This window comes from Streptomyces sp. NPDC048290 (genome assembly GCF_040652095.1).
Lineage (GTDB): Bacteria > Actinomycetota > Actinomycetes > Streptomycetales > Streptomycetaceae > Streptomyces.
Genome location: NZ_JBEZLM010000004.1, coordinates 138,266 through 164,209 on the forward strand (window position 1 = coordinate 138,266; position 25,944 = coordinate 164,209).

At 69.2% G+C, this 25,944-nt stretch carries 20 protein-coding genes; 12 read left to right on the plus strand and 8 right to left on the minus strand.

Features of this window, described 5'->3' with window-relative positions:
- Positions 1–52: 52 nt before the first annotated feature.
- Entirely contained in the window at positions 53–607 is a 555-nt protein-coding gene (locus tag AB0D49_RS07770; RefSeq protein WP_362752470.1) for an NUDIX domain-containing protein, read from the plus strand.
- 86 nt (positions 608–693) lie between these two features.
- Positions 694–1,260, plus strand: a complete 567-nt coding sequence (locus AB0D49_RS07775; RefSeq protein WP_362752473.1) for a dihydrofolate reductase family protein — start codon at positions 694–696, stop codon at positions 1,258–1,260.
- Positions 1,261–1,527: 267 nt separating this feature from the next.
- On the opposite strand, the gene dnaB is transcribed toward AB0D49_RS07775, so the two are convergent.
- Complete coding sequence (dnaB, locus tag AB0D49_RS07780; RefSeq protein WP_362752476.1) at positions 1,528–3,003, minus strand: replicative DNA helicase; 1,476 nt, start codon at positions 3,001–3,003, stop codon at positions 1,528–1,530.
- A 459-nt stretch (positions 3,004–3,462) separates the two neighbouring features.
- Between dnaB and AB0D49_RS07785 the strand changes: the two genes are divergently transcribed.
- A complete protein-coding gene (locus AB0D49_RS07785; RefSeq protein ID WP_362752479.1) occupies positions 3,463–4,800 on the plus strand; it encodes an MATE family efflux transporter in 1,338 nt (445 codons plus the stop codon).
- A 332-nt stretch (positions 4,801–5,132) separates the two neighbouring features.
- On the opposite strand, the gene rplI is transcribed toward AB0D49_RS07785, so the two are convergent.
- The 4 genes from rplI to rpsF all read right to left on the minus strand — a co-directional run bounded on the left by rplI (position 5,133) and on the right by rpsF (position 6,867).
- Positions 5,133–5,579 (minus strand): 50S ribosomal protein L9, encoded by a 447-nt coding sequence (rplI, locus tag AB0D49_RS07790; RefSeq protein WP_355739065.1) that lies wholly within the window; start codon positions 5,577–5,579, stop codon positions 5,133–5,135.
- Positions 5,580–5,597: 18 nt separating this feature from the next.
- Complete coding sequence (gene rpsR / locus AB0D49_RS07795) at positions 5,598–5,834, minus strand: 30S ribosomal protein S18 (RefSeq protein WP_006381652.1); 237 nt, start codon at positions 5,832–5,834, stop codon at positions 5,598–5,600.
- Between the two features lie 72 nt (positions 5,835–5,906).
- Entirely contained in the window at positions 5,907–6,503 is a 597-nt protein-coding gene (locus tag AB0D49_RS07800) for a single-stranded DNA-binding protein (protein ID WP_362752484.1), read from the minus strand.
- 73 nt (positions 6,504–6,576) lie between these two features.
- On the minus strand, positions 6,577–6,867 hold the full coding sequence (rpsF, locus tag AB0D49_RS07805; protein WP_362752487.1) for a 30S ribosomal protein S6: 291 nt from the start codon (positions 6,865–6,867) through the stop codon (positions 6,577–6,579).
- Positions 6,868–7,158: 291 nt separating this feature from the next.
- Here rpsF and AB0D49_RS07810 point away from each other — a divergent pair, with 291 nt between their 5' ends.
- The 3 genes from AB0D49_RS07810 to AB0D49_RS07820 all read left to right on the plus strand — a co-directional run bounded on the left by AB0D49_RS07810 (position 7,159) and on the right by AB0D49_RS07820 (position 9,928).
- Positions 7,159–7,470, plus strand: a complete 312-nt coding sequence (locus AB0D49_RS07810) for a hypothetical protein (protein ID WP_362752490.1) — start codon at positions 7,159–7,161, stop codon at positions 7,468–7,470.
- A gap of 206 nt (positions 7,471–7,676) precedes the next feature.
- Positions 7,677–8,798, plus strand: coding sequence for a peptidoglycan bridge formation glycyltransferase FemX (gene femX, locus AB0D49_RS07815; protein WP_362752494.1), 1,122 nt, complete (start codon positions 7,677–7,679; stop codon positions 8,796–8,798).
- 98 nt (positions 8,799–8,896) lie between these two features.
- The gene (locus AB0D49_RS07820; RefSeq protein WP_362752497.1) at positions 8,897–9,928 is read left to right on the plus strand and encodes an alanine racemase; all 1,032 of its coding nucleotides are present in this window, start codon (positions 8,897–8,899) and stop codon (positions 9,926–9,928) included.
- Positions 9,929–10,048: 120 nt separating this feature from the next.
- Here the strand turns inward: AB0D49_RS07820 and AB0D49_RS07825 are convergent, their stop codons facing one another.
- Positions 10,049–11,545 carry a glycosyltransferase 87 family protein gene (locus AB0D49_RS07825; protein WP_362752500.1) on the minus strand — a complete coding sequence of 499 codons (1,497 nt, stop codon included), beginning with the start codon at positions 11,543–11,545 and terminating at the stop codon, positions 10,049–10,051.
- A gap of 182 nt (positions 11,546–11,727) precedes the next feature.
- On the minus strand, positions 11,728–14,442 hold the full coding sequence (locus AB0D49_RS07830; protein ID WP_362752502.1) for a transglycosylase domain-containing protein: 2,715 nt from the start codon (positions 14,440–14,442) through the stop codon (positions 11,728–11,730).
- A 384-nt stretch (positions 14,443–14,826) separates the two neighbouring features.
- On the opposite strand from AB0D49_RS07830, the gene AB0D49_RS07835 reads away from it, so the two are divergent.
- The 4 genes from AB0D49_RS07835 to AB0D49_RS07850 all read left to right on the plus strand — a co-directional run bounded on the left by AB0D49_RS07835 (position 14,827) and on the right by AB0D49_RS07850 (position 18,693).
- The gene (locus AB0D49_RS07835; RefSeq protein ID WP_362752504.1) at positions 14,827–15,516 is read left to right on the plus strand and encodes a helix-turn-helix transcriptional regulator; all 690 of its coding nucleotides are present in this window, start codon (positions 14,827–14,829) and stop codon (positions 15,514–15,516) included.
- Positions 15,517–15,574: 58 nt separating this feature from the next.
- Positions 15,575–16,657 carry an inositol-3-phosphate synthase gene (locus tag AB0D49_RS07840; RefSeq protein WP_362752507.1) on the plus strand — a complete coding sequence of 361 codons (1,083 nt, stop codon included), beginning with the start codon at positions 15,575–15,577 and terminating at the stop codon, positions 16,655–16,657.
- Positions 16,658–16,784: 127 nt separating this feature from the next.
- Entirely contained in the window at positions 16,785–18,059 is a 1,275-nt protein-coding gene (locus AB0D49_RS07845) for an MFS transporter (RefSeq protein WP_362752510.1), read from the plus strand.
- Positions 18,060–18,177: 118 nt separating this feature from the next.
- On the plus strand, positions 18,178–18,693 hold the full coding sequence (locus tag AB0D49_RS07850; RefSeq protein ID WP_362752513.1) for a hypothetical protein: 516 nt from the start codon (positions 18,178–18,180) through the stop codon (positions 18,691–18,693).
- Positions 18,694–18,998: 305 nt separating this feature from the next.
- Here the strand turns inward: AB0D49_RS07850 and AB0D49_RS07855 are convergent, their stop codons facing one another.
- Positions 18,999–20,447, minus strand: a complete 1,449-nt coding sequence (locus tag AB0D49_RS07855) for a CCA tRNA nucleotidyltransferase (RefSeq protein WP_362752516.1) — start codon at positions 20,445–20,447, stop codon at positions 18,999–19,001.
- Positions 20,448–20,817: 370 nt separating this feature from the next.
- Here AB0D49_RS07855 and AB0D49_RS07860 point away from each other — a divergent pair, with 370 nt between their 5' ends.
- Together AB0D49_RS07860 and murJ are read left to right on the plus strand one after the other, a co-directional pair.
- Complete coding sequence (locus AB0D49_RS07860; protein WP_362752519.1) at positions 20,818–23,361, plus strand: DUF6049 family protein; 2,544 nt, start codon at positions 20,818–20,820, stop codon at positions 23,359–23,361.
- A 42-nt stretch (positions 23,362–23,403) separates the two neighbouring features.
- Positions 23,404–25,851: a murein biosynthesis integral membrane protein MurJ gene (murJ, locus tag AB0D49_RS07865; protein WP_362752522.1), complete on the plus strand. Its 2,448-nt coding sequence runs from the start codon at positions 23,404–23,406 to the stop codon at positions 25,849–25,851.
- Positions 25,852–25,944 lie beyond the last annotated feature (93 nt).

Sequence of the window (25,944 nt, forward strand, 5' to 3'; positions counted from 1 at the left end):
TCCCCCGACGGTCCCCCAGAAGGCGGCCCCTCCCCCATGTCACCGTGTCCTCATGGACAGAGCCACCGAACCGACGGACCGGACCGAGCGGAGCGAACCGGTCGAGCGGGTGAACGAGCGCGACGAGATCGTGTCCGTCGTGGACAGGGCGGAGGCCATCGAGCGCGGATGGCTGCACCGCATCGCGACCGTCGTCTGCCGCGACCCCGCCGGACGGGTCCTCGTCCATCGACGACCGGCCGACGCGGCCCTGTTCCCGGGCCTGCTCAACTGGATGCTGGGCGGCGCGGTGCGGGTGGGCGAGTCCTACGAGACGGCCGCCGCCCGTGAACTGGCGGAGGAGACAGGGGTCGAGACGCGCCCACGGTTTGTGCTCAAGTTCCTGTGCGAGGGCGTGATCAGCCCCTACTGGCTGGCCCTGCACGAGGTCGTGATCGACACACCGCTCCGCCCGCACCCGGCGGAGGTGGCCTGGTACGACTGGCTACCGGAGTCCGAGGTCCACGCCCTGTCCCGCCATGAGGACTTCGTCCCGGACGCCAGAGAGGCACTCGCCCGCTACCGCACGCACACACAGACGCAGGTCACGGCGCCGACGGACATCTAAAGACCGCACCTGAAAGCACGCACCGATGAGTTTCCCGCGCCGCGCCGGTCTGTACGCGCGAGACCGACTCACGGGAAGCTGACGCCATGCGGAAACTGATCTACGGCATGAACCTGTCCCTGGACGGCTATATCGCCGCACCCGGCGACGACATCAGCTGGGGCGGACCGCCTAGCCAGGAGCTGTTCCAGTGGTGGCTCGACTACGAGCAGTCGAGCGGCCTGACGCTGTACGGGCGCAAGCTGTGGCAGACGATGAGCTCCTACTGGCCGACCGGCGACCAACTGCCGGGCGCCACCCCGGCGGAGATCGAGTTCGCCCGGAACTGGCGGGATATGCCGAAGGTGGTGTTCTCCTCGACCATCGAGAAGGTCGACTGGAACACCCGCCTGGTCACCGGCGACGCGATCGCCGAGATCACCCGGCTCAAGACCGAGGACGGCGGCCCGATGACCATCGGCGGCGCGACTCTCGCCGCGGCGGCCATGCGAGCGGGGCTGATCGACGAGTACGTGCTGGCCACCGCACCGGTCCTGGTGGGCGGCGGCACACCGTTCTTCACCGCGCTGGACAACTGGGTGAACCTGGACCTGGTGGAGACACGGACGCTTCCCGGCGGCGTGGTCCTCACCAGGTACGAGACACGGCGCTGAGCACCCGGCCGGGCGCCACGGGCGGGCCGCTCCACGGGTGACCCCGGAGGAGCCGGCCCGGTGACGCCGCGCCCGCACGCGGCCCCATCGACCGCCGCGTGCACGCGGCCCCATCGACCGCCGCGCGTACGCCGCACCGCTCGACGGGCCCGACAGCGGTGTCGCCGACCCCGCCCACCGCCCGCCGGTTCCCTCCGCGTACGGCTACGGCAGCGGGACAGCCACCGGAATGTCCGCCGTCCGCAAGCCCGCCCACACCCGCTCGAATCAGGTCTGCGCCATATCCACGAACCGCGAGTAATGCCCCTGGAAGGCCACCGTGATCGTGGCCGTAGGACCGTTTCGGTGCTTGGCGACGATCAGGTCCGCCTCGCCCGCCCGGGGGGACTCCTTCTCATAGGCGTCCTCGCGGTGGAGCAGGATGACCATGTCGGCGTCCTGCTCGATGGAGCCGGACTCACGCAGGTCGGAGACCATCGGCTTCTTGTCCGTACGCTGCTCGGGGCCTCGGTTGAGCTGGGAGAGCGCGATCACCGGGACCTCCAGCTCCTTGGCGAGGAGCTTGAGGTTACGGGACATGTCCGAGACCTCCTGCTGACGGCTCTCGGACCGCTTGGAGCCACCCGCCTGCATCAGCTGGAGATAGTCGATGACGACCAGCCGCAGATCGTTGCGCTGCTTGAGGCGGCGGCACTTGGCACGGATCTCCATCATCGACAGGTTCGGTGAGTCGTCGATGTAGAGCGGGGCCGCCGAGACATCCGGCATACGGCGGGCCAGCCGTGTCCAGTCCTCGTCGGTCATCGTGCCCGAGCGCATATGGTGCAGCGCCACCCGCGCCTCCGCCGACAGCAGACGCATCGCGATCTCATTGCGGCCCATTTCGAGCGAGAAGATGACGCTCGGCAGATTGTTCTTGATCGAGGCGGCCCGTGCGAAGTCCAGCGCCAGCGTGGACTTGCCCATGGCGGGACGGGCGGCGATGACGATCATCTGGCCGGGGTGCAGCCCGTTGGTGAGGGAGTCGAAGTCGGTGAAGCCGGTCGGCACACCGGTCATCTCGCCCGTGCGCGAGCCGATCGCCTCGATCTCGTCGAGCGCGCCCTCCATGATGTCGCCGAGCGGCAGATAGTCCTCGCTGGTGCGCTGCTCGGTGACGGCGTAGATCTCCGCCTGGGCGCGGTTGACGATCTCGTCGACGTCGTCGTCGGCGGCGTATCCCATCTGGGTGATGCGGGTTCCGGCCTCCACCAGGCGGCGCAGGACCGCCCGTTCGTGCACGATCTCCGCGTAGTACTCGGCGTTGGCCGCCGTCGGCACCGTCTGCACCAGGGTGTGCAGATAGGACGCCCCGCCGACCTTGTTGATCTCGCCGCGCTTGGTCAGCTCCGCTGCGATGGTGATCGGGTCGGCCGGTTCGCCCTTGGCGTAGATGTCGAGGATCGCCTGGTAGATCGTCTCGTGCGCGGGCTTGTAGAAGTCATGGCCCTTGAGGATCTCCACGACGTCGGCGATGGCGTCCTTGGAGAGCAGCATGCCGCCGAGCACGGACTGCTCGGCGTTGAGGTCCTGCGGCGGGACCCGCTCGAAGGCCGGTCCCGCGCCGTCCCACTCCCCGTTGTCCCGCCCCCGGTCGTGCTGGTCGTCGCGGCCCCGCCCGCCCTCGCCACGCCGCCGGGAGGGCAGACGATCACTTGGACCACTGTCGGCCCACGGGTCGTCCAAGGGCTCGGAAATACTCACCGAGCCACCTCCTCCCGTCCGCCGAGCGGACCTCGCCGTGCCCTTCATTTCTACGGCACGGCACTGACAAATAAGAGGCCCGGCTCCGGTTGTGGCGCGTCGGTTTTATGACGGTTCGTCAGCCGTCGAAGGGAGAGGGCGCCGGACCACGTTAGGCCCCTCGGCACCGTCAGCCAATCTGGTTATCCACAGGCCATGTGGACGACGGCCCGGATGCTGTGGAGAACCCCTCGAAACCTGTGCACGACCCGGTGGACAGCGCTGTGAACAAGCCTGACCATCCCCCAGCACAGCCTCCTTGACCTGCACCTTCACCATCCACCGGCTGTGCAGAAGAAAAACTTCCCCAGTCGGCCCAAGATCACTTCGAGCCGTGCGGAAGAACACACACACCGCAACCACAAGTAAGGGTCTCAATCGCTTTGCATCTCTTACCTGTGGACGATTACATTTGTGCTCATGACACAGGCTCCCGCGACACCCAAGGCTGCCCGGCGCCGGCACGACCGTGAGATCGTCGCGCTGGCCGTCCCGGCCTTCGGCGCACTCGTCGCCGAGCCCCTCTTCGTCCTGGCGGACAGCGCCATCGTGGGCCACCTCGGCACCGCCCAACTCGCCGGACTGGGCGTCGCCTCCGCCCTGCTGCTGACCGCCGTGAGCGTCTTCGTCTTCCTCGCCTACGCCACCACCGCCGCCGTCGCCCGCCGGGTCGGCGCCGGTGACCTCCAGGCCGCCATACGCCAGGGCATGGACGGCATCTGGCTGGCCCTGCTGCTGGGCGCCGTCGTCGTCGCGGCCGTCCTGCCCACCGCCCCGGCCCTGATCGACCTCTTCGGCACCTCCGACACGGCCGCCCCCTACGCCCTCACCTATCTGCGTATCTCCGCGCTCGGCATCCCGGCGATGCTCATCGTCTTCGCCGCGACCGGCGTACTACGCGGCCTCCAGGACACCAGAACGCCCCTCTATGTCGCCCTCGCGGGCTTCATAGCCAACGCCGTCCTCAACCTCGCCCTCGTCTACGGCGCCGGACTCGGTGTCGCCGGCTCCGCCTGGGGCACCGTCATCGCCCAGTGGGGCATGGCCGCCGCCTACCTCTTCGTGGTGGTCCGGGGCGCCCGTCGCCACGGCGCCTCCCTGCGCCCCGACACCGCCGGGATACGCGCCTCCGCGCAGGCGGGCGTCCCGCTCCTGGTCCGTACGCTGTCGCTGCGCGCGATCCTGATGATCGCCACCGCCGTCGCCGCCGGGCTCGGGGACGCCGAGATCGCCGCCCACCAGATCGTGCTGTCCCTCTGGAACCTGCTCGCCTTCGCCCTCGACGCCATCGCCATCGCGGGACAGGCCATCATCGGACGTCATCTCGGTGCCGGGGACATCGAGGGCGCCCGGCAGGTCTGCCGCCGGATGGTCGAGTGGGGGATCACCGTGGGAATCGCCCTCGGATTTCTGGTGGTCGCCGCCCGACCGCTCTTCCTGCCCCTGTTCACCAGCGACAGCGCGGTCATCGACGCGGCCCTGCCCGCACTGGTCGTCGTCGCGCTGGCCCAGCCCCTGTGCGGTGTGGTCTTCGTGCTGGACGGCGTCCTGATGGGCGCGGGCGACGGACGCTATCTGGCCTGGGCCATGATCCTCACCCTGGCCGTCTTCGCCCCGGTCGCCCTGCTGGTACCGGCCCTCGGTGGCGCGCTGACCGCGCTGTGGCTGGCCATGACACTGATGATGACCATGCGGCTGCTGACCCTGTGGTGGCGCACCCGCTCCGGCCGCTGGCTCGTCACCGGCGCGGCCCGCTGACGCCGCCCCCACGTCCCGCCGTGTTTCACGTGAAACATCACGTGAACACGCCCGGACGCCCCCAGCAGCCGTGGACAGCCGCGCAACACGGTAGCCACGTGAGGCCGCAGACGGCCACGCATAGCGGCAGTCAGCCAGCCAAGACACGGACCCGACCGCTTCCCCGGCCGCTTCCGCCCGCCCACGCAGAAGGGCCGCACCCCGAGGGGTACGGCCCTTCTCTCAGCCACAGCGGCTCCGTCGATCGCGGCTCCTCAGATCGAGGATCCGCTCACGCCGGGGAACCGCTCAGACCACGCGTGGTGTCACGCCCGGTCAGACCGAACGCAGCGTCACGCCGCGACGACCTCGATGTTGACCTTGGCGGCCACCTCGGGGTGCAGTCGCACGGACGTCTCGTGGGCGCCCAGGGTCTTGATGGGCGAGCCCAGCTCGATCCGGCGCTTGTCGACCTCGGGACCACCAGCGGCCTTGATCGCCGAGGCGATGTCGGCCGGGGTGACGGAACCGAAGAGCCGACCGGCGTCGCCGGAGCGGACGGCCAGACGGACCTTCACGCCCTCCAGCTGGGCCTTCACGGTGTTGGCCTGCTCGATGGTCTGGATCTCGTGGATCTTGCGCGCACGACGGATCTGCGCGACGTCCTTCTCGCCACCCTTGGTCCAGCGGATAGCGAACTTCCGCGGGATCAGGTAGTTGCGAGCGTAACCGTCCTTGACGTCGACGACGTCGCCCGCGGCACCGAGGCCGGTGACCTCATGGGTCAGGATGATCTTCATGTGTCGGTCACCCTTCCCTTAGCGCGCGGTGGAGGTGTAGGGCAGCAGCGCCATCTCACGGCTGTTCTTGACGGCCGTGGCGACGTCACGCTGGTGCTGCGTGCAGTTGCCGGTCACGCGGCGGGCACGGATCTTGCCGCGGTCGGAAATGAACTTCCGCAGCATGTTCGTGTCCTTGTAGTCCACGTACTGGACCTTGTCCTTGCAGAATGCGCAGACCTTCTTCTTCGGCTTGCGCACAGGCGGCTTCGCCATGGTGTTTCTCCTGTGTGATCAAGAAGTGTGGGTACGACCCGCCTTCGACCACGGGCACGGGGCCCGTCGCTATTAGAAGGGGGGTTCGTCCGAGTAGCCGCCGCCACTGCCGCCGGAGCCGGAGCTGGAGCCACCGCCCCAGCCACCGCCGCCGCCCTGGTTGCCACCGGCGGGAGCGCCGGTCGCCCAGGGGTCGTCAGCCGGAGCGCCGCCGCCCTGCTGGCCGCCACCGGAGCCACCGCCCCAGCCGCCGCCCTGCTGGCCGCCGCCGCCGAAGCCGCCGCCACCGCCCTGGCCACCCCGACCGCTGGTCTTGGTGACCTTGGACGTGGCGTTGCGCAGGCTGGGCCCGACTTCTTCGACATCCAGCTCGTAGACCGTGCGCTTCACGCCCTCACGGTCCTCGTAGGACCGCTGCTTCAGCCGGCCCTGCACGATGACGCGCATGCCTCGCTGGAGCGACTCGGCGACGTTCTCAGCCGCCTGGCGCCATACCGAGCAGGTCAGGAACAGGCTCTCGCCGTCCTTCCACTCATTGGTCTGGCGGTCGAAGGTGCGGGGAGTGGACGCGACACGGAACTTCGCGACGGCCGCACCGGACGGGGTGAAGCGCAGCTCGGGGTCGTCGACAAGATTGCCGACGACCGTGATGACGGTCTCGCCTGCCATGGGTGAACCTCTCGGCGGGTTTGCTGCTGGCTGCTTGCTGCTACTCGAATCCCGGGATCAGCTGAGCCGAGGCTCAGTGGGTCTCGGGGCGGAGGACCTTGGTCCGGAGGACCGACTCGTTCAGGTTCATCTGGCGGTCGAGCTCCTTGACGACCCCAGGCTCGGCCTGGAGGTCGATGACCGAGTAGATGCCCTCGGGCTTCTTCTTGATCTCGTACGAGAGACGACGACGGCCCCAGGTGTCGACCTTCTCGACCTTTCCGCCGCCGTCACGGACGACAGAGAGGAAGTTCTCGATCAGCGGGGAGACAGAACGCTCCTCGAGATCGGGGTCGAGGATGACCATCACCTCGTAGTGACGCATGTGGAACCCACCTCCTTTGGACTCAGCGGCCACGGTCGTTCCGTGGCAGGAGGGTTGTGATGCGTACGCAACGGTATCGGGCGCCACTGACAATCGAGTGGGTCGTCGGGGCGTCCCCGCTCCGGTCCGGGCAGTGTGCTCCGGCCCCGGACTGGGCAGACACCGGTTGCAGACGGTACAGACTACCCGCACACCCGCGTCCGGTTGAAATCCGGCCGGGAGGGCCCACAATCTGTACACAACGGGTGTGTATGGCGCTACGATGCGCCGCCCTCTCGCAGGAGGTGCCCCATGGCACAGGCATTGCGACCCAACACCGCCGGTTCCCTCTTCGCCACCGACGGCAAGTCCCACCCCCTCCAGGACACACTGCTCGCGGTGACGCTGACGCTGGGAGTCCTCTCCTTCGTCACGGCCCAGTTCCACAGCCTGCATCTGATCAGCTCCTGGACCGGGCTGATCGGGATCATGACCGGCGCCTACGGACAGTGGGTATCGGTTACTACACGTGAGCGCTTCGGGCTGATCCTGGGCCTGGGTCTCTCCGGCTTCGGGTTCTTCCTGGGCATGGCGCACGGCGGTCTCTTCGGCGGGGTCTTCTGACCCGAACAGCCCCGCACGGCACCGAACGACCCCGAGCACCCCCTTACAACACCCCTCGTCACACCACCGCGCGCCCCGCCACTCCGCCGGTCGGGGCGCGGGTGTCGCACGCCCGGTCGGGCCGAAGGCTGGGCGCAGTAGGCTTCGGCGCGAGAGCCGGAGCCCCTGTACCCATGGGGACACACCAGCCCGAGGAGCGCCCCGACATGAGTCTGACCCTGAGGACCATCAGCCGCGAGCACCATCTGGCGTACATCCAGAGCCTGCCCGCGGCGAGTCACATGCAGGTCCCGGCCTGGGCGGACGTCAAGGCGGAGTGGCGGGCGGAGAATCTGGGCTGGTTCGACGACCGCACCGGTGAACTCGTGGGCGTGGGGATGGTGCTGTACCGGCAGTTGCCCAAGATCAAGCGCTATCTCGCGTATCTCCCCGAGGGCCCGGTCATCAACTGGTTCGCGCCGAATCTGGACGACTGGATTCAGCCGATGCTGGCCCATCTGAAGCAGCAGGGCGCCTTCTCCGTGAAGATGGGCCCGCCGGTGATCATCCGGCGCTGGGAGGCCGCGTCCATCAAGAGGGGCATCCAGGACCCGGATGTGAAGCGGCTGCGGGACATCGAGGCCGACTTCATCGAGCCGCGCGCCTTCGAGGTCGCCGACAAGCTGCGCCGGATGGGCTGGCAGCAGGGCGAGGACGGCGGGGCCGGCTTCGGCGACGTACAGCCCCGTTATGTGTACCAGGTGCCGCTGGCGAACCGGTCGCTGGAAGAGGTGCACAAGAACTTCAACCAGTTGTGGCGGCGGAACATCAAGAAGGCCGAGAAGGCCGGGGTCGAGGTCGTCCAGGGCGGGTTCCAGGACCTCGCGGAGTGGCAGCGGCTGTATGAGATCACGGCCGTGCGCGACCACTTCAGGCCCCGCCCGCTGTCGTACTTCGAGCGCATGTGGAAGGCCCTCAACTCCGAGGACCCCAACCGGATGCGGCTCTACTTCGCCCGGCACAACGGTGTGAACCTCTCCGCCGCGACGATGCTGATCGTGGGCGGCCATGTCTGGTACTCCTACGGGGCCTCCGACAACATCGGCCGGGAGGTCCGGCCCTCGAACGCGATGCAGTGGCGGATGCTGCGCGACGCGTACGCGCTCGGCGCGACCGTCTATGACCTGCGGGGCATCTCCGACTCGCTGGACGAGTCCGACCATCTCTTCGGTCTGATCCAGTTCAAGGTGGGCACGGGCGGGCAGGCGGCCGAGTATCTCGGCGAGTGGGACTTCCCGCTCAACAAGCTGCTGCACAAGGCGCTCGACATCTACATGTCGCGCCGCTGAGTCCGGAACATCTGTTTCCATAGCACTCACACCTCTGCTACACCGCAGGTTCATACCTCTGATACACCGCAGCCACGAGAAAGGTTCCAGGTCCGGCCATGGCGCTCACGCTGTACGTCGACACCGCGCGCTGGCGGGCGCACCAGAAGCACGTGACGGAGCAGTTCCCGGGACTGGTCCCGGTGTGCAAGGGCAACGGCTACGGCTTCGGGCACGAACGGCTGGCGGAGGAGGCCACCCGGATGGGCTCCGAGGTCCTCGCCGTCGGCACCACGTACGAGGCGGCGCGCATCAAGGACTTCTTCGGGGGCGACCTGCTGGTACTGACGCCCTACCGGCGCGGTGAGGAGCCGGTACCGCTGCCGGACCGGGTGATCCGCTCGGTGTCCTCTGTGGACGGCGTCTACGGCCTCGTGGGCGCGCGGGTCGTCATCGAGGTGATGTCCTCGATGAAGCGGCACGGCATCAGCGAGCAGGACCTGCCCCAGCTGCACGCCGCCATAGAGAACGTGCGCCTGGAGGGCTTCGCCATCCATCTGCCGCTGGACCGCACGGACGGCTCCGACGCCGTCGAGGAGGTCATCGGCTGGATGGACCGGCTGCGCGCGGCCCGGCTGCCGCTGCACACCATGTTCGTCAGCCATCTCAAGTCGGACGAACTCATCCGGCTCCAGCAGCAGTTCCCGCAGACCCGCTTCCGCGCCCGGATCGGCACCCGGCTGTGGCTCGGCGACCACGACGCCACCGAGTACTGCGGCGCCGTCCTGGACGTGACACGGGTCGCCAAGGGCGACCGCTTCGGCTACCGCCAGCAGAAGACGGCGTCGGACGGCTATCTGGTGGTCGTCGCGGGCGGAACGTCGCACGGGGTGGGTCTGGAGGCCCCGAAGGCGCTGCACGGCGTCATGCCGCGCGCCAAGGGCGTCGCCCGCGCCGGTCTCGCCACGGTCAACCGGAATCTGTCGCCGTTCGTATGGGGCGGCAAGCAGCGCTGGTTCGCGGAGCCGCCGCACATGCAGGTGTCGATCCTGTTCGTGCCCTCGGACGCTCCCGAGCCCAAGGTCGGTGACGAACTGGTGGCCCATCTGCGGCACACCACCACCCAGTTCGACCGCATCATGGACCGCTGACCCCGGGCCGACCCCGGACAGCCGCAAGGGCCGTACGCGCACCCCGCGTACGGCCCTTCCGCATACCGTCCGGCCCGTGCCGCGGGCCGGTGTCCGCCCCGCACCCGGCGCCTTGTTCGCTCAGAGCGAACGCGACCCCCATGCCACCGCCGGACCGTCCCCCACCGCGTCCTGCTCGGCGCGCCGCGCAGCCGCCCGTGCCGCCGGTCCGATGACGAAGACGTCCCGCGCCCTGTCGAGCACCCCGCCGGACGGGTCGTCGTCCCCCGCCAGCCGGACCACGTCCCGCTCGGGCAGCAGGATGTCCCGGACGACCATCAGGCACAGATAGAGCGTCCCGGCCAGATGGGCGGCGATGGCCCAGTGGTAGCCGTCGGTCGGCAGGCCCTTGTGGGCGTCGCCGCTGGTCGTGTACGCGAGGTACATCCAGATGCCCAGGAAGTACGCCACCTCGCACGCCTGCCAGATCAGGAAGTCCCGCCACTTGGGCCGGGCCAGCACCGCCAGCGGGATCAGCCAGAGCACGTACTGCGGCGAGTAGACCTTGTTGGTGAGGATGAAGGCCGCGACGATCAGGAACGCCAGTTGGGCGAACCGGGGCCGCCGGGGCGCGGTCAGGGTGAGGGCGGCAACCCCCGCGCAGCTCAGCAGCATCAGCAGGGTGGCCAGGGTGTTCACGGTCTCGGTGCTCAGCGGGTCGCTGGAGTTCTGGGCGAGGATCAGCCAGAACGAACCGAAGTCGACTCCGCGCTCCTGGCTGAAGGTGTAGAACTTCGACCAGCCCTCGAAGGCGAAGAGCATCACCGGAAGGTTCACCACGACCCAGGCGACGACCGCGCCCGCCAGGCCCTTGCCGAAGTCGCGCCACTTCCCCGCCCGCCAGCACAGCACGAGCAGCGGTCCCAGCAGCAGGAAGGGATACAGCTTGGCGGCCGTGGCGAGCCCCAGGAGCACACCGAAGGCCACCGGGCGGCCCCGCGACCACATCAGCATCGCCGCGGCCGTCAGGGCGACCGCCAGCAGGTCCCAGTTGATGGTGGCGGTCAGCGCCAGCGCGGGCGCCAGGGCGACCAGCAGACCGTCCCAGGGACGGCGGGCGTGGGTGCGGGTGACGCACACGGCGATGATCGCCGCGCACACCATCAGCATCCCGGCGTTGACCATCCAGTACCACTGCTCCTGGTGCTGGATGCTGCCGCTGCCGGTGGTGAGCCAGGAGGCGGCCTCCATGAAGACCCCGGTGAGCACCGGGTACTCCAGATACTGCATGTCCCCGGGGAGCCGGTCGAAGTACGGCACCAGCCCGTCGGCGAACCCGCGCCCCTGGAAGAGGTGCGGGATGTCGGAGTAGCAGGCGTGCGTGTACTGCGAGCTGGCGCCGAAGAACCAGGCCCCGTTGTAGCAGGGCGCCTTCTGGACCAGACCGAGGGCGAACATGCCGATCGCCACGAGCGCGATCACTCGTACCGGGGTCCACCAGGACGTCCCGAGCAGGGCGCGCCGGCCGATGGGGCCGCCGATCAGCTCACTGCCGCTCGCGGCGATCTTGTCCGCCTTGGTGGGACGCACGGTGTCCGGCTCGCGCACGCTCGCTTGCGTCGTTTCTGCACTGGGCATGGGCACATCCTGCCGTACGTCGCCGGGGGAACGGTGAGGGCCGCCGCATCCGGTCGACGCGACGGCCCTGCTGGCTGCGATGGAGCGTGTTTCACGTGAAACGCGGGCCCTGTTTCACGTGAAACAAGGAGACGGGACAGCGCCACGTTTCACGTGAAACATCCGCGAGGCGCGGAATGCGGCTAGCCGGTACCTCCGAAGATGGTTCCGTTGCCGTTCCCGTTCCCGTTGCCGTTGTTCCCGCCGTTCGTCGTGGCACTGCTCGATGGATCGGGCGAGCCCGGCACTCCGCCGTCGGTGCCGCCGTTGTCCGTGCCACCGTTGTCGGTGCCTCCGTTGTCCGTGCCGCCGTCGTCCCCGCAGCCCAGGAAGTCGGTGCAGGTCGCGGTCGGGGTCGGCGACGGGGTGGGCGTCGGGGTCGGGGTGGGGGTGGGCGAGGGGCTCTCCTCTTCCTCCTCGGTCTCCGTGGCGGTCGGAGTGGGCGTCGGCGACGGGGTGTCGTTGGTGACATCGCCGATGGGCTCGGGCTTCGGGAACTTCTCCGCCTTGGTGCCCTTCAGCGCCTCGGCCATGTAGTCGTGCCAGATCTCCGACGGGAACGAGGCACCGTGGATCGACTCCTGGTCACCCGTGCCGTACATGGAGAGGAACGTACGGTTCTTCACCGTCTCGTCGTCCGGGTAGCGGAACATGCTGATCGCGGTCGACAGCTGCGGGGTGTATCCGACGAACCAGGCGGACAGGTTGTCGTCGGTGGTACCGGTCTTGCCGGCCACCTCGCGCCCTTCCAGCTGGGCGTTGGTGCCCGTGCCTTCCTCGACCACGGTCTTCAGCACATCGGTGACGTTGTCGGCGACGAGCGAGCTGAACGCCTGGTTCGGCTCCTTCTCGTGCTTGAAGATCTCGCCGTCCTTGCTGGTCACCTGGGTGACGGAGAACGGATCGTTCTGCTTGCCGCTGTCGGCGAAGGTGGCGTAGGAACCCGCCATCCGGATCGCGCTGGGGTCGGAGATGCCGAGGGAGAAGGACGGGAAGTCGATACCGGCCAGGCTGCTCTCCAGCACGCCCGCGTCGACGGCCGCCTCCTTGACCTTGTCCAGGCCGACGTCCATGCCGAGCTGCACATACGCGGAGTTCACCGAGAACTGCATGGCGGTGCGCAGATCGATCTCGAAGTTGGGCGGATCGCCGTAGGTCTCGTCACCGTCGTTGACCTGGAGCCACTCCTCGCCCTCCTCGTTGTGCCAGATGGAGCCGTCGTAGTTCTCGATCTTGAGCTTGTTCTTGCCGTTGTACAGGCTCTTGGGGGAGACCTTGGCGCGCTCGTCCTGGGCCTGCACCTGGCCCAGTTCCGGGTCTCTGGCGCCCCAGTTCATCGCCGCGGCCAGCACGAAGGGCTTGAAGGTCGAGCCGACCTGGGCACCGGTCTGGTCGGCGTTGTTGGTGAAGTGCGTGGTGGCGTCCTCACCGCCGTAGATGGCGACGATGGCACCGGTGTCCGGGTCGACGGAGGCGCCGCCGAACTGGACGTGGGTGTCGGTCTTGGGGCGCTTCTTGGGGTCGATGTTCGCCTTCTGGACCTTCTGGACCGCCTTCTCCAACTGGTCGACCTTCTTCTTGTCGAAGGTCGTGTAGATGGAAAGGCCGCCCTCGCGCAGCGTCTGCTCGGACACCCCGGTCTTCTCCTCGTTGTTGACCAGATAGCCGTTGGCCAGGTCGACGAGGTAACCGATCTGTCCGCTCAGCGCGGTGTTGAAGCGCGGGTTCTGGACCTTGGGGAGCGCGCGGTACTTGTCCCGGGTGGCGGGGTCCAGCCGACCGTACTCGACCATCTTGTCGAGCGTGTCCTGCATCTGGCCCAGGGCCCGCTTCTTGTTCGCCTCGGCGGTCGCGGAGGTGTCGATGTTCACCGAGCCCGCGGGGTCGTAGTACGTGGCGCCCTTGAGGGTGGCCGCCAGGAACGCGCACTCGCCCTCGTTCAGTTTGAGGGCGTCCTTGTTGAAGTAGGCCCGCGCGGCGGCCTGGATGCCATAGGCGTTGCGGCCGTAGTACGCCGAGTTCAGGTACCCCTCCATGATCTTGTCCTTGGGTTCGGAGGTACCCACCTTGATCGAGACGAACAGCTCCTTGAACTTACGGGTGACCGTCTGGGACCGGTCGTCCAGCATCGCGTTCTTCACATACTGCTGGGTGATCGTGGAGCCACCCTGCGTGTCGCCGCCCTTGGCCATGTTGAACAAGGCACGGGCGATGCCCTTCGGGTCGATGCCCTTGTCGGTCTCGAAGGTCTTGTTCTCCTGCGAGATCACCGCGTTCTGCATGGCCTTGGGGATCTGCGAGAGATTGACGATCTGCCGGTTGGTCTCCCCACCGGTCGAGACCATCTCGGTCTTGTCGCTCCAGTAGTAGACGTTGTTCTGCGCGGTCGCGGTCAGCGCCACGTCCGGCACGCTGACCAGCGCGTAGCCCACGCCCGCGATGGCGACGAGGCTGCCCGTGAAGGCCAGGCCCAGGCCGGACACCAGCTTCCAGGACGGCACCCAGCGGCGCCAGCCGTCCTTGTCGTACCGCGGATAGTCGATGATCCGCTTCTTTCTGGGCGCGCCACCGCGCGTTCTGGCCGCGGCGGACCGCCGCGCGCCTCCCCGGCCCGGGTCGGCCGCCCTGCGACGGCTGCCTCCGGTACTCCTCTGTGCGGCGCGACGGGCCTCGGCCCGGCCGCCGTAGGGCCGCTCCTCGCCTTCCGACCCATGACCCGAGCCATAGGCGTCGGAGGGAGACCCGGTGGCGCCTCGCGGTGCCGCACGGCGGCCGGAGGACGAGGCATTCGGGCCGCGTCGGGCCGCGGCACGTCCGCCTCCCTGCGGCTGCGGCGGTTTGCGACGGTGCTCGCTCATCGAACGATTTCTCCTCGGGCAGGCGCACCCGTGCGCGCCTGGAAAAAGCGGCTGGCTTCCGGTCCCCCCGAAGTACGGACGCGGTGTGTCCCGCATTCAGTCCGTACCGCACCGAGGACCAGGACGTCCCCATGCGCCCCGTGGTTCCCGGTGTTCTGCATGGCGGACAGACTACGCACCGTCAAAACCCGCCTAGCCCCGAAGTTCACCCCAAATCAGGCAACTTGCTGCCTACGAATCAGTGATGTGACGCCGTTCACCGTTCTCCCTCTTGTCCCATCCGGAAGGCCGTTCTATCGTGCTGATGTATCGAGTCGATACATCAGCACGACATAAAGACCGTGACGGCGCCCGTCAGACGGGCCGCAGCAGAGGGGAGGCGACATGAGCCGGCGTTCCGGGATTCTTGAGTTCGCCGTACTCGGCCTGCTCCGCGAATCCCCGATGCACGGCTATGAGCTGCGCAAACGGCTCAACACGTCACTGGGAGTGTTCCGCGCGTTCAGCTACGGCACGCTGTATCCCTGCCTCAAGACGCTGGTCGCCAACGGCTGGTTGATCGAGGAGCCGGGGAACACGGCCGAGGAGGCGCACGCCGCCCCGCTCACGGGCCGCCGGGCGAAGATCGTCTACCGGCTGACCGCGGAGGGCAAGGAGCACTTCGAGCAGCTGCTCTCGCAGACCGGTCCCGACGCGTACGAGGACGAGACCTTCGCCGCCCGGTTCGCCTTCTTCGGGCAGACCTCGCGCGATGTCCGGATGCGCGTGCTGGAGGGCCGCCGCAGTCGGCTGGAGGAGCGCCTGGAGAAGATGCGCGCCTCTCTGGCCCGCACCCGGGAGCGCCTCGACGACTACACGCTGGAGCTCCAGCGCCACGGGATGGAGTCCGTGGAGCGCGAGGTGCGCTGGCTGAACGAGCTGATCGAGAGCGAGCGGGCCGGCCGGGACCTCAGAAGCCCCGGCACGGACGGCGCCGCCCCACAGAACACACAGGACACGACTGGAGCGCCGGGCGTCCTGCCCCGGCCGGGGGACGTCCTCCGGCCGGATACGCCCGGTGACACCGCCACGTGACGCCCGTCAGGGCCTCACCAAGTACAAAAACACCGAGTACACACAGGGAGCAACCGCAATGGGTTCGGTTCGCGTAGCCGTCGTCGGCGTGGGCAACTGCGCCGCGTCGCTGGTGCAGGGCGTCGAGTACTACAAGGACGCCGACCCGGCGTCCAAGGTGCCGGGCCTGATGCATGTGCAGTTCGGCGAGTACCACGTCCGTGACGTGGAGTTCGTCGCCGCGTTCGATGTCGACGCGAAGAAGGTCGGTCTCGACCTCGCGGACGCCATCGGCGCCTCCGAGAACAACACCATCAAGATCTGCGACGTGCCCTCCACGGGCGTGACCGTCCAGCGCGGCCACACCCTCGACGGTCTCGGCAAGTACTATCGCGAGACCATCGAGGAGTCCGCCGAGGAGCCGGTCGACGTCGTCCAGATCCTCAAGGACCGCCAGGTCGACGTCCTCGTCTGCTACCTGCCCGTCGGCTCCGAGGACGCGGCGAAGTTCTACGCCCAGTGCGCCATCGACGCCAAGGTCGGCTTCGTCAACGCCCTGCCGGTCTTCATCGCCGGTACCAAGGAGTGGGCGGACAAGTTCACCGAGGCGGGCGTCCCGATCGTCGGCGACGACATCAAGTCCCAGGTCGGCGCCACCATCACGCACCGTGTGATGGCGAAGCTGTTCGAGGACCGCGGGGTCATCCTGGACCGCACGATGCAGCTGAACGTCGGCGGCAACATGGACTTCAAGAACATGCTGGAGCGCGACCGCCTGGAGTCCAAGAAGATCTCCAAGACGCAGGCCGTCACCTCCCAGATCCCCGACCGGGAGCTGGGCGAGAAGAACGTCCACATCGGCCCGTCCGACTATGTGGCATGGCTGGACGACCGCAAGTGGGCCTATGTCCGCCTGGAGGGCCGCGCGTTCGGTGACGTCCCGCTGAACCTGGAGTACAAGCTGGAGGTCTGGGACTCCCCGAACTCCGCCGGTGTCATCATCGACGCCCTGCGCGCCGCGAAGATCGCCAAGGACCGCGGGATCGGCGGCCCGATCCTCTCCGCGTCGAGCTACTTCATGAAGTCCCCGCCGGTCCAGTACTTCGACGACCAGGCCCGGGAGAACGTGGAGAAGTTCATCAAGGGCGAAGTCGAGCGCTGACCCGACCGCGTCAGCCGACCGCGTCAGCCGGACGGGGAGCGCCGGACGCTCCCCGTCCCGACGGTCCACCAAGGGTCCCCGGGGGCATTGCACCCGGGGACCCTCCCCGTATGTGAGGCTGTGCCTCATGGCCGTCGTACGTGATCTGCGCGTTCTGCTGCGCCTGCGGGACTTCCGGCGGCTGCTCACCGTACGGCTGCTCTCCCAGGGCGCCGACGGCGCCTATCAGGTCGGCCTCGCCACCTACGTCGTCTTCTCACCGGAGCGCCAGGCCACCCCTGCCGAGATCGCCTCCGCGATGGCGGTCCTGCTGCTCCCGTACTCCCTGGTCGGCCCCTTCGCCGGGGTCCTCCTCGACCGCTGGCGCCGCCGCCAGGTCTTCCTGTACGGCAATCTGCTGCGCACCGTGCTCGCCACCGGGACCGCGCTGCTGATGATCAGCTCCGTCCCCGACTGGCTGTTCTACGCCTCCGCGCTGTGTGTCACCGCCGTCAACCGCTTCGTCCTCGCGGGCCTGTCCGCCGCCCTGCCCAGGGTCGTCGACGACGACCGGCTGGTGGTCGCCAACTCCCTCTCCCCGACGGCCGGCACGCTCGCCGCGACCGCGGGCGGCGGCGCCGCCTTCGTCGTACGGCTGCTGGTCTCCGACTCCGACGCCGCCGTGGTCCTGGTCGGCGCCGGGCTCTATCTGTGCGGAGCGCTCGCCTCGCTGCGCATCCCCCGCGAACTCCTCGGCCCCGACCCGGGATTGATCCAGCCCCGGCTGGGCGCCGCGCTCACGGGCACCGCACGCGATCTGCTCGCCGGAGTACGCCATCTCGCCGCCCCCGCCCGCCGGGAGGCGGCCTGGGCGCTCGGCGCGATGACCCTGATGCGCTTCTGCTACGGCGCCCTGACGGTGACCGTGCTGATGCTCTGCCGCTACGCCCTGACCTCGACCACGGAGAAGGGCCTCGCCCTGCTGGGGGTCGCGCTGGCCGTCTCCGGCGCCGGATTCTTCGTGGCGGCCGTGGTGACGCCCTGGGCGGTCGGCCGCTTCGGGCCCATCGGCTGGATCGCCGTGTGCTCGGCGTCTGCGGCCGTCCTGGAACCCGCGCTGGGACTGCCGTTCACGACCGTGCCGCTGCTGGCCGCGGCCTTCGTGCTGGGACTGACCACCCAGGGCGCGAAGATCGCCACGGACACCGTCGTGCAGTCCACGGTGGACGACGGCTTCCGCGGCCGGATCTTCGCCCTCTACGACGTGCTGTTCAACGTCGCCTTCGTGAGCGCCGCCGGGGTCGCCGCGCTGATGCTGCCGCCGGACGGCCGGTCCGTCCCGCTGGTGCTCACCGTCGCCGCGATCTATGCCGGGGTTGCGGCGGCTATGGCCCGCTTTGATCGGCGGGTAAGTGTCACATGAAGGCCACAGAGAGGGCTCAAAAGGCTGCGTTGTCAGTGGGGGCCGATAACTTACGTGGGTCTTAGGCGCGGTCAAATCGTGCTGCTCGTCCACTCTTTATGTTCAGGGGGATTCCCACGTGACAACTCCGCCGCCCCAGGGCAACCCGTTCGCGCAGAACCAGCCCCCGGCCCAGCCGCACGGGCAGAACCCCTTCGCCCAGGGTCAGGCTCAGACTCCTCCGCAGGCCGGCATCCCCCAGCAGCCCGGCTTCCCGCAGCAGGGCAACCCCTTCGCCGGTGGCGCCGTGCCGCCGGAGCAGCCCCGCCGCAAGCTCAGCTTCAAGACCATCAAGAACATCGTCATCGGCGTCGTGGTCGTCAGCGTGGCCATCGGCGCGTTCATAGCCAGCCGTGACGACGCCGACCAGGCGGCCGTGGGCGACTGTCTGAAGTCCGCGTCGTCGTCCTCGGACGAGATGGAGATCGTGGAGTGCTCCTCGGCGGACGCCGAGGTGGAGGTGCTGAAGAAGGTCGACGGCAACTTCACCTCGCTCACGGCCGAGACCGAGTGCCGCAAGGTCGAGGAAGCGACGAGCTTCTACGCGCAGACGGGCGACGGTGCCGAGTTCCTGCTGTGCCTGAAGGACGTCTGATCCGCTGAGATCGACCCCTGATGAGAGCGGCTCCCGGGGAGACCGGCCTCAGGAAGATCGACCCCGGGGTGACCGGTCCTAGGGAGACCGGCCCCGGGCGGACCGACCCCACGGAAACCGATCCCGGGGAGTCGATGTTTCACGTGAAACATCGAGCCGTCCGCACAGGACTCGACTGAGGCCGTCCGGCCCGGACACACATGAGGGTGGGCCATGTTTCACGTGAAACATGGCCCACCCTCATGTCGTCATCCCCGCGACCGCTCGCGATTCCCGCGGCTGCTCGTCACTGCTGCGGCTGCTCGTCATTCCTGCGGCTGCGCCGCCCACCACTCCTTGAGCGCCGCCACCGCCTCGTCCCGCTCCATCGGCCCGTTCTCCAGCCGCAGCTCCAGCATGTGCTGGTAGGCGTCACCGACGGCGGGGCCGGGCTTGATGCCCAGAAGCTGCATGATCTCGTTGCCGTCGAGGTCGGGACGGATCGAGTCCAGCTCCTCCTGCTCCTTCAGCTGGGCGATCCGCTCCTCCAGACCGTCATAGGCCCGGGAGAGCGCGGCGGCCTTGCGCTTGTTCCGGGTGGTGCAGTCGGAGCGGGTCAGCTTGTGCAGCCGGTCCAGGAGCGGCCCGGCGTCACGGACATAGCGGCGGACCGCGGAGTCGGTCCACTCGCCGGTGCCGTAGCCGTGGAACCGCAGATGCAGCTCCACCAGCCGGGAGACGTCCTTCACCAGCTCGTTGGAGTACTTCAGCGCCGTCATCCGCTTCTTGGTCATCTTGGCGCCGACGACCTCATGGTGGTGGAAGGAGACCCGGCCGTCCTGCTCGAAGCGGCGGGTGCGGGGCTTGCCGATGTCGTGCAGCAGGGCGGCCAGCCGCAGGGTGAGGTCGGGACCGTCCTGCTCCAGCGCGATGGCCTGCTCCAGGACGATCAGCGAGTGGTCGTAGACATCCTTGTGCCGGTGGTGCTCGTCGCTCTCCAGGCGCAGTGCGGGCAGCTCGGGCAGCACATGGTCCGCGAGGCCACTGTCGACCAGGAGCCTGAGGCCCTTGCGCGGATGGGCGGAGAGCAGCAGCTTGTTCAGCTCGTCCCGGACACGCTCGGCGGACACGATCTCCAGCCGGGCGTTCATCTCCTTCATCGCCGTGACGACCTCGGGGGCCACCTCGAAGTCCAGCTGGGCGGCGAAGCGGGCGGCCCTCATCATCCGCAGGGGGTCGTCGGAGAAGGACGCCTCCGGAGTGCCCGGCGTCCGCAGCACCCGGGCGCGCAGATCGTCCCGGCCGCCGTGCGGATCGATGAACGTACGCTCCGGAAGGGCCACCGCCATGGCGTTCACGGTGAAGTCCCGGCGGACCAGGTCCTCCTCGATGGAGTCGCCGTAGGACACCTCGGGCTTGCGCGAGGTCCGGTCGTAGGACTCCGAACGGTAGGTCGTGACCTCGATCTGGTAGCCGTCCTTCTGCGCACCGACCGTGCCGAAGGCGATCCCGACCTCCCAGACGGCGTCGGCCCAGGGCCGCACAATCTTCAGCACGGCCTCGGGGCGGGCGTCCGTCGTGAAGTCCAGATCGTTGCCGAGCCGACCGAGCAGCGCGTCCCTGACCGAGCCGCCGACGAGGGCGAGCCGGAAGCCGGCCGCCTGGAAGCGGCGGGCGAGATCATCGGCGACAGGGGTGATCCGCAGCAGGTCGTCGGGCTCGCGGTCGGCCACCTGGCCCGGGGCGGTGAGGTTGTCTTCGTTGGCGTTCGGCACAACAGAAAAGGGTACGTGGCCCCAGGGACACCGGGCGCCTCCATTAAATGGGGGGCGGGACCCGGGGCCAGCGGGGGCGGAACCCGGGGCCAGCGGGGGCGGGACCCGGGGCCGGGCTCGGGCACGCCTGGGAGGCCGACACCCTCCCGCTCTCCCTCCTCCTCTTCACCTCCTCCTTATCCCCCCTATTTGCCGCCCTCCCCTTAATACGTGCACATAGAGGCGCCTCAATACGTGCACATAGAAGCGCCCCGCAACGCTTTCCCGATCTTGTGGAGCAGTCCGCGGCACTTCCCCTCAGCGGGCATCGTTACCATGCGTGGACGCACATTCCGACGAGCACTGACGACGACGAGGGACGGGCGAGCGCGTGGCCGATGCGGCAGACATCCCAGGGACGCGTCCCGCGCGTGCCCGCCGTTGGCTACGGCGCACAGGAGTCCTGCTCACGGGCGTGCCGCTGCTGACGGGCCTGCTCCAGCTGCCCGCAGCGCCGTCCGCCCAGGCGGCCGGTCGGACCGCCGCGGAGACCTCCGCACAGGCCGCCACGGGCTCCCGTACCGTCGGCGTCTCGGTGGACTCGGTCACACCGAGCATCCCGGGCGGCGGGGACACCGTGACGGTCTCCGGGACGGTCACCAACAACGGCAAGCAGACCGTCACGGACGCCACCGTGGATCTGCGGATCGGCCCGAAGCTGAACACCCGGTCCGACATCGACGACGCCGCCGAGCGCACCGGGTACACCTCGGGCGCGGACGGCACCCCGGTCGGTGACGACCACTCCATGGACTTCGAGCGGCTCGCCCCCGGCGTCGCCCAGCCCTTCACCCTCTCCGTCCCGGTCGACGACCTGGACCTCGGCAGCGCAGGCGTCTACCAGCTGGGCGTGGCGCTGTCCGGCCAGACCTCCGCGCAGCCGTGGGAGCAGGTACTGGGCTTCCAGCGCACGTTCCTGCCGTGGCAGCCGGACGGCACCGACACGCGGACGAGGACCACGTTCCTGTGGCCGCTGATCTCCACCGTCCACATGACCGCGCAGACCGATTCCAACGAACAGCAGACGCCGGTCTTCCTCGACGACGACCTCGCCAAGGAGATCGCCCCCGGCGGCCGTCTCGAGCAGATGGTGGCGCTCGGCAAGGACCTCGACGTCACCTGGGTGATCGACCCCGATCTGCTCGCCTCCGTGGACGCCATGACCCGCACCTACGAGGTGCGCGGCCCGGGAGGCACCACGACCCCGGGCACCCACCAGGCGGTCGCCAAGCAGTGGCTGGCCGACCTCCAGGGCGCGGTGGCGGGCAAGGAGGTCGTCGCGCTCCCGTTCGGCGACCCGGATCTCGCCTCCCTCGCGCACAACGGCACGAACGTCACCGGTTCCCTCAGCCGCCTCAAGGAGGCCACGGACGTCATCGCCAACACCGTCCACACGATCCTGCACGTCCAGCCGGTCACCGACTTCGCCTGGCCCGTGGACGGCGCGGTCGACCCGTCGATCGTGAAGGTCGCCACCTCGGCCGGGGCGGACACGGTGATCGCCCGCAGCGACAGCCTGGAGGAGACCGGCGAGCTGCCGTACACCCCCTCGTCGGCCCGGCCGATCGGCGGCGGGACCACGGCCGTGGTGGCGGACGCCCGGCTGTCCACCGCCTTCGAGGGCGATCTGACGACCGCGTCGGCGGACTCGCTCGCCGTGCAGACCTTCCTGTCGCAGAGCCTGATGCTGAACCTCCAGTCGGACCAGCAGCGCAGCATCCTCGTCGCCCCCGACCGGATGCCGACCGCGAGCCAGGCCCGTGCCATGGCCCAGGCGGTGACCACGCTCCAGAGCAGCGGCTGGTCCGAGGCGCAGAGCCTCACCGCGACCGCCGAGGCCCGGCCCGACCCGGGCGCCACCACGAAGGTGCCGTCCGCCTCCCAGTACCCGTCCTCGCTGCGCAAGCAGGAACTGCCGGGCACGGCGTTCGAGGAGATCGCCACCACGCAGGACAAGCTGGACAACTTCAAGGTGATCCTCACCGACGAGTCCCGTGTGGTGACCCCGTTCGGGCGGGCCATGAACCGTGAGATGTCGACCTCCTGGCGGGGCCGCGCCACCGAGGCCGCCGGGTTCCGCAACGGCGTGGAGAACTATCTCAACGCCCTCGCGGGCCAGGTCAGCCTGATCCAGAAGTCGGAGACCAAGCTCTCCGGCCGCAGCGCCACCATCCCGGTGACCGTGCAGAACAACCTGGTGCAGGGCGTCGACCATCTGGTGCTGCGGCTCACCTCCACCAGCCCCACCCGGCTGGAGATCGGCGGCAACACCTACGCCGAGCAGCCGGTCTCCGTCTCCGGCGGACACAGCCAGTCGGTCAAGTTCGACACCTCGGCCAACGCCAACGGCCGGGTCACGGTGATCGCCCAGCTGTTCACCGAGGACGGCCAGGCGTACGGCGACCCGGTCACGTTCGATGTGAAGGTCACCGAGATCACCGCCACGGTGATGCTGGTGATCGGCGGCGGGGTCCTGCTCCTGGTGCTGGCCGGGTTCAGGATGTACACCCAGCGCAAGCGGGCGGCCCGGGAGCCGTCCGGCGACGGTCCGGACGGCCAGGACGGTCGGGACGGTCGGGACGACACCGACACCGACGGCGACGGCGACGCCCAGGAGAGCCCGCCCGACCCGGACGCCCCCCAGGCCGCCGACCCCTCCGGCACCGACCCGGGGTCCCCGGCACCCGCCGCCCCCACCGAGAACTCCGCACCCCCCGAGCACCGTCCTGACTCCCAGGACTCCCAGGACCCTCACACGGAGGAGTCCGGCACCCGGCCGGGGGCACACGACCCTCAGCAGCCGAGTGACCCGGCGCCGGACACCGCAGCGGAAAGCACCGACCCGTCCCGGACGGGTGAGAGAGTGGACCGTTGAATGTCGTGGCCCGTCGGCCCGGGACGATGAGGTGGGGTAACGATGAACGCGCCGTACGAGGGTGACCGCGGCCAGGCCGCGGGCAGCTCGGGCCACCCCGAGGGTCCGCCGCCCGAGCCCGGCCAGGTCCCGCCGCAGCCCGCGCCGGACATGTACCTCCAGGACGCCTACGACCAGGACCCCTACCGGGCACAGGACCTCACCGCGCAGGACCCGGTCGCCGAGGCGCTCTACGACCGCGCCGCGCACCCGCCGCCGCCCCCCGGCACCTACCCCCCGCAGCCGATGTACGGACAGCCGCAGCAGTCGCCGTACGCCCCCGATCCGCGGGTGTGGGCGCAGACGCCCGCCCCGGAGCCGGAGGGTCCCACCCCGTATCTGCCGCACGGCGACGATCCGCGCACCACCCAGTACGTGGGCGTCGACGACCTCGTCACCCAGGCCGGCGACCAGCGCCCGGAGCACGACGCCTTCGCCCATCTCTTCCGCGACCAGCAGCACAGCGGGGTACGGACGGACCACCCGGCGGTGCCCGGCCCGGCCCACGCCCCGCCGGGGCCCCCTCACGCACAGGCCGACGGCTACCAGAACGCGTCCTACGCACCGGCCCAGAACACCGCGGGCCCGCACGCCGGATACGGCCAGACCGCGTATCCGGAGGCCGCCGCCCAGCAGCAGGCGCAGTACGCCGCCCCGCAGTACCAGCAGGCGCCGCAGCACTACGCCGAGGTGCGGCAGACCGCCCCGCAGACCCCGTACGGCGGCTCGCCGGGCCCGTACCAGCAGCCCGAGAGCCCGTCTTCTGAGCCGCAGGAGGCGCCCGCGCCCGCCGCCACCACGACCGCCGCGCCGAAGAAGACCGGCCGGGCGGGCGGGCTGCTGAAGTCCAGCGCGGTGATGGCCGCGGGCACCATGGTGTCGCGGCTCACCGGCTTCATCCGCTCGGCGCTGATCGTCTCCGCGCTGGGCGTGGGCCTGCTCGGCGACACCTTCCAGGTCGCCTACCAGCTGCCCACCATGATCTACATCCTGACCGTCGGCGGCGGTCTCAACTCGGTCTTCGTCCCGCAGCTGGTACGGGCCATGAAGGACGACGAGGACGGCGGCGAGGCGTACGCCAACCGGCTGCTGACCCTCGTCATGGTCGTCCTCGGGCTGCTGACCGTGCTCGCCGTGCTCGGCGCGCCGTTCCTGGTGCGGGCCCTGTCGAACCCGGTCGCGACCAACCCGGCGGCCAACGAGGCCGCGATCACCTTCACCCGCTACTTCCTGCCCACGATCTTCTTCATGGGCGTCCATGTGGTGATGGGCCAGATCCTCAACGCCCGCGGCCGGTTCGGCGCGATGATGTGGACGCCGGTCCTCAACAACGTCGTCATCATCGCCACCCTCGGCATGTTCCTGTGGGTCTACGGCAGCGCCGCCGACTCCGGGATGACCGTCGACAACATCCCGCCGCAGGGCGAGCGCCTCCTCGGCATCGGCGTCCTGCTCGGCCTGGTCGTGCAGTCCCTCGCGATGATCCCGTATCTGCGTGAGACCGGCTTCCGGATGCGGCTGCGCTTCGACTGGAAGGGCCACGGCCTGGGCAAGGCCGCGATGCTCGCCAAGTGGACCATCCTGTTCGTGCTCGCCAACCAGGCGGGCGCCCTGGTCGTCACCCAGCTGGCCACCGCCGCCGTCTCCGACACCGACATCGCCGGTACGGGCTTCAGCGCCTACGCCAACGCCCAGCTGATCTGGGGCCTCCCGCAGGCCATCATCACCGTCTCCCTGATGGCCGCCCTGCTCCCGCGGATCTCCCGCTCGGCCCACGAGGACGACGCCGGAGCCGTCCGCGACGACATCTCCCAGGGCCTGCGCACCACGGCCGTCGCCATCGTCCCGATCTCCTTCGGGTTCGTGGCCCTCGGCGTCCCGATGTGCACCCTGATCTTCGGCTCCTCCGGCACCGGCGCCGCCACCAACATGGGCTACATGCTGATGGCCTTCGGCATCGGCCTCATCCCGTACTCCGTGCAGTACGTCGTCCTGCGCGCCTTCTACGCGTACGAGGACACCCGGACGCCCTTCTACAACACCGTCATCGTGGCCGCCGTCAACGCCGGGGCGTCCGCGCTGTGCTTCCTGCTCCTGCCCGCCCGCTGGGCCGTGATCGGCATGGCCGCCTCCTACGGGCTCGCCTATGTCATCGGGGTCGGCGTCGCCTGGAGCCGGCTGCGCAAGCGGCTCGGCGGCGACCTCGACGGCTCCCGGGTGCTGCGCACCTACGCCCGGCTCAGCATCGCGGCCGTCCCGGGAGCGCTGCTCGGCGGCGCGGCCTGCTACGCCATCACCCGGAGCCTCGGTCAGGGCGTCCTCGGTTCGTTCGCCGCACTGCTCGGCGGCGGGGCAGTGCTCCTCGGCATCTTCTACGTCGCGTCCCGCCGGATGCGCATCGAGGAGCTGAACTCGATGGTGGGCATGGTCCGCGGGCGTCTGGGGCGTTGAGAGGGACAGCCGCACAACCTTCATCCGCCATCGTGTGTCGTGCATAACGGCGGACTGTGGGCACAATTGGTTTCGGCGTCGTACGAGACGCAA

Bases quoted from the DNA above. Each gene is read 5' to 3' on its own strand.
- AB0D49_RS07770 (WP_362752470.1), top strand. From the start codon at position 53: ATGGACAGAGCCACCGAACCGACGGACCGGACCGAGCGGAGCGAACCG.
- AB0D49_RS07775 (WP_362752473.1), top strand. From the start codon at position 694: ATGCGGAAACTGATCTACGGCATGAACCTGTCCCTGGACGGCTATATC.
- AB0D49_RS07785 (WP_362752479.1), top strand. From the start codon at position 3,463: ATGACACAGGCTCCCGCGACACCCAAGGCTGCCCGGCGCCGGCACGAC.
- rplI (WP_355739065.1), bottom strand. From the start codon at position 5,579: ATGAAGATCATCCTGACCCATGAGGTCACCGGCCTCGGTGCCGCGGGC.
- rpsR (WP_006381652.1), bottom strand. From the start codon at position 5,834: ATGGCGAAGCCGCCTGTGCGCAAGCCGAAGAAGAAGGTCTGCGCATTC.
- AB0D49_RS07800 (WP_362752484.1), bottom strand. From the start codon at position 6,503: ATGGCAGGCGAGACCGTCATCACGGTCGTCGGCAATCTTGTCGACGAC.
- rpsF (WP_362752487.1), bottom strand. From the start codon at position 6,867: ATGCGTCACTACGAGGTGATGGTCATCCTCGACCCCGATCTCGAGGAG.
- AB0D49_RS07810 (WP_362752490.1), top strand. From the start codon at position 7,159: ATGGCACAGGCATTGCGACCCAACACCGCCGGTTCCCTCTTCGCCACC.
- femX (WP_362752494.1), top strand. From the start codon at position 7,677: ATGAGTCTGACCCTGAGGACCATCAGCCGCGAGCACCATCTGGCGTAC.
- AB0D49_RS07820 (WP_362752497.1), top strand. From the start codon at position 8,897: ATGGCGCTCACGCTGTACGTCGACACCGCGCGCTGGCGGGCGCACCAG.
- AB0D49_RS07825 (WP_362752500.1), bottom strand. From the start codon at position 11,545: ATGCCCAGTGCAGAAACGACGCAAGCGAGCGTGCGCGAGCCGGACACC.
- AB0D49_RS07830 (WP_362752502.1), bottom strand. From the start codon at position 14,442: ATGAGCGAGCACCGTCGCAAACCGCCGCAGCCGCAGGGAGGCGGACGT.
- AB0D49_RS07835 (WP_362752504.1), top strand. From the start codon at position 14,827: ATGAGCCGGCGTTCCGGGATTCTTGAGTTCGCCGTACTCGGCCTGCTC.
- AB0D49_RS07840 (WP_362752507.1), top strand. From the start codon at position 15,575: ATGGGTTCGGTTCGCGTAGCCGTCGTCGGCGTGGGCAACTGCGCCGCG.
- AB0D49_RS07845 (WP_362752510.1), top strand. From the start codon at position 16,785: ATGGCCGTCGTACGTGATCTGCGCGTTCTGCTGCGCCTGCGGGACTTC.
- murJ (WP_362752522.1), top strand. From the start codon at position 23,404: ATGAACGCGCCGTACGAGGGTGACCGCGGCCAGGCCGCGGGCAGCTCG.